Source organism: Maritimibacter sp. 55A14 (genome assembly GCF_003122205.1).
Taxonomy (GTDB): domain Bacteria; phylum Pseudomonadota; class Alphaproteobacteria; order Rhodobacterales; family Rhodobacteraceae; genus QEYE01.
Genome location: NZ_QEYE01000055.1, coordinates 1 through 2154, shown reverse-complemented (window position 1 = coordinate 2154; position 2154 = coordinate 1). Strand labels below are relative to the sequence as shown.

The following is a 2154-nucleotide window of genomic DNA, read 5'->3' as shown; positions in this document are numbered from 1 at the left end:
CTTTCGACTGGCCCTCCGACTTGGAGCCACCGGAATGTGGATATTCGATCTCTCCACATAAGAACAAGCAGCCCTTGTATGCGGGTCGGATGTTGCTGGAGCCGGACATCGATCTGGGCCTTTACCGCGTCGATGCGGTTATCGACTGGATCGCCTTCCGGATGGAGACCGTGAGCGAGCACCAGGCAGTGAACATGCATCGCCGCATCATGAGGCTTCTTGGGCAGATCGGGTCTCGGTCCACCTGCGCTGTGTATGGCCCCAAGTGGAAAATGCGTGATCGCAAGTGGAAAAGAGGCTACCAAGGCACCAAATTCATCGTCCAGCTACAGCAACCCGAACCCCGCGAGCTCGCCTGGCTGATGAGGGAACTGCCAAAGCAGTATGCCGTCCAAAAGCAAGAGTGCGGGCTCTTCCCGATCGCAGGCATCGAGGTCTCCGTCGATTTCTATCCCATCTACGATCCGGATCACGATCAGGCGCGGCGCGATCTTCTCCGCTGGCAGATGGTGGAACTGCTGCGAAGACATGTGAAGTTCGATCCCATCCTGACGGAAAGTGTGCGTGGAAAACCCAGAGCCTTCCACCGCGACGCCCGCGGCAAGGGATCTTCACGCAAGACCGTCTCGGTGAAACTGGCAAAGCCAAACAAGACGCTGATGAAGGAAGCGACGCGGCTGGGCGTCCCCCGGGCGACGGCGCTGCCACTGAACCTGCGCGCACATACCCAGCCCCCGGTGGATTGGACGGCCTATGCCGGGGCGCGCGAGTTCGGAGCGATGGCGCGGATCATGGACAAGAAGACAGATCAAAAGAACCCCCTCAAGGGAACGGCACTGAGCTTGGCGGATCACGAGCACCGTGCACGCATCGAGATGACCTTGAAGCACACCAAAGAGGAAGGCGCGGTGCCGGGAGGGCTTGGATTGGAGACTGCCCGCGACCTCTTCGGCTTCCGGTTCAGTGAAATACGAAAGATGTGCTTCGATTTCCACCTGCCGACTGTCGATGCGAAGACATTGGGAAAGAAGCGTTCGCCTGGTGCCGGTGGGTTTGAGATCGAGGTCTTCAAGCGAAGCGGTGTCTACGGTGTCGACCTGGTGCAACGTATATGGAATGACATGGAACGGCAGAGATGCGTGAACCACGAGATTGCAGCCAAGCCGGACGTACTGCGCAAGAAAGGGTACCTGCTTGCCTATGAGCCATTGAACCGGCGCGTGAAGGATGCCCTTGCAAGGCTGACAGGGTACTGGGACATACGAAGGACAGGAGCGTCCAAGGCATCCTGATCAGCACCCTCCGGGAAGAGACACCTGGAGAGGTTCTGTGTACCAGGAGCTGGGGGGTATCCTGCCTCCCCTCACCCCTGCCTTTCCTCGTCCCTTCCCTTTGCCCCAGCGCCCCTCCTCACCCGCTCCTTGCCTATCGTTCCCTGACGGTCCCGCTGCCTGACGGCGCAGCGCTCAGCTGCAAGCTAATAGGGCGCGCGTTGAAAGGGTTATTTGCCCGCAGACGGCCGCCGCAGTTTACACCATAGCAGGCAGGCCTATGCGCACCATCGGAGCGTCGAAAGCGTTGCTCCACGTATAAGGATTGCCTGCTCCGAAAAGTTGCCGCGGATAGCCGTTTCAGGGCCGTCATTATACGGGATTTGGCCCCTCAATTCCATCCTTCTCGCGGCGGGAAACAGCCCCCTACTCCCGCATCAGCATGAACAGCGTCAGCAACATGTCGGCGAGTTCGGAATGGATCGTGATCATGTGGCCATCATTGGCGATCCGGAAGAGATCGAGCACATCCCGCTCTTCCTGTTTGAGCGGCTCCCCGAAAGCATCGACCAGAACCTTCCAGGCCGCGCCGTGATACTCTTCCATTGCGGATCGCAGGATCGGCAACGGGTCCGTGTCGCAGGCTTCTGCCAGCGCCGGGATACGGTCGATCGGGATCTTCATCTCGGCGTTCTTCATCATCGAGATCACGTTCTGCTTCTCGAACCCGGCCTCCTGGGCGATCTCGCGCTGGCTCTTGCCGGAGACACCGATCGCCATCTTCATCAGATCGGCGGTGGGGCTTTTCCTGGTCGAATTGTTCATGTGTCGGCACCTCTTCATGACTGACTTCAATTGCGTCGATGCACAGTGATAGTCAGTC

2 protein-coding genes are annotated in these 2154 nt (G+C 59.0%); one reads left to right on the top strand and one right to left on the bottom strand.

Annotated elements, in window-relative coordinates:
- Positions 1 to 1292: hypothetical protein (locus tag DDZ14_RS19120; protein ID WP_233252657.1), on the top strand; the 1292-nt coding region annotated here is incomplete at its 5' end.
- Between the two features lie 405 nt (positions 1293 to 1697).
- Here the strand turns inward: DDZ14_RS19120 and DDZ14_RS19115 are convergent.
- Positions 1698 to 2096: a helix-turn-helix transcriptional regulator gene (locus tag DDZ14_RS19115; RefSeq protein ID WP_109426563.1), complete on the bottom strand. Its 399-nt coding sequence runs from the start codon at positions 2094 to 2096 to the stop codon at positions 1698 to 1700.
- Between the last annotated feature and the right edge of the window lie 58 nt (positions 2097 to 2154).

What these genes read in the sequence shown, in the direction of transcription:
- DDZ14_RS19115 (WP_109426563.1), bottom strand. Translation starts at nt 2,096, where the DNA reads ATGAACAATTCGACCAGGAAAAGCCCCACCGCCGATCTGATGAAGATG.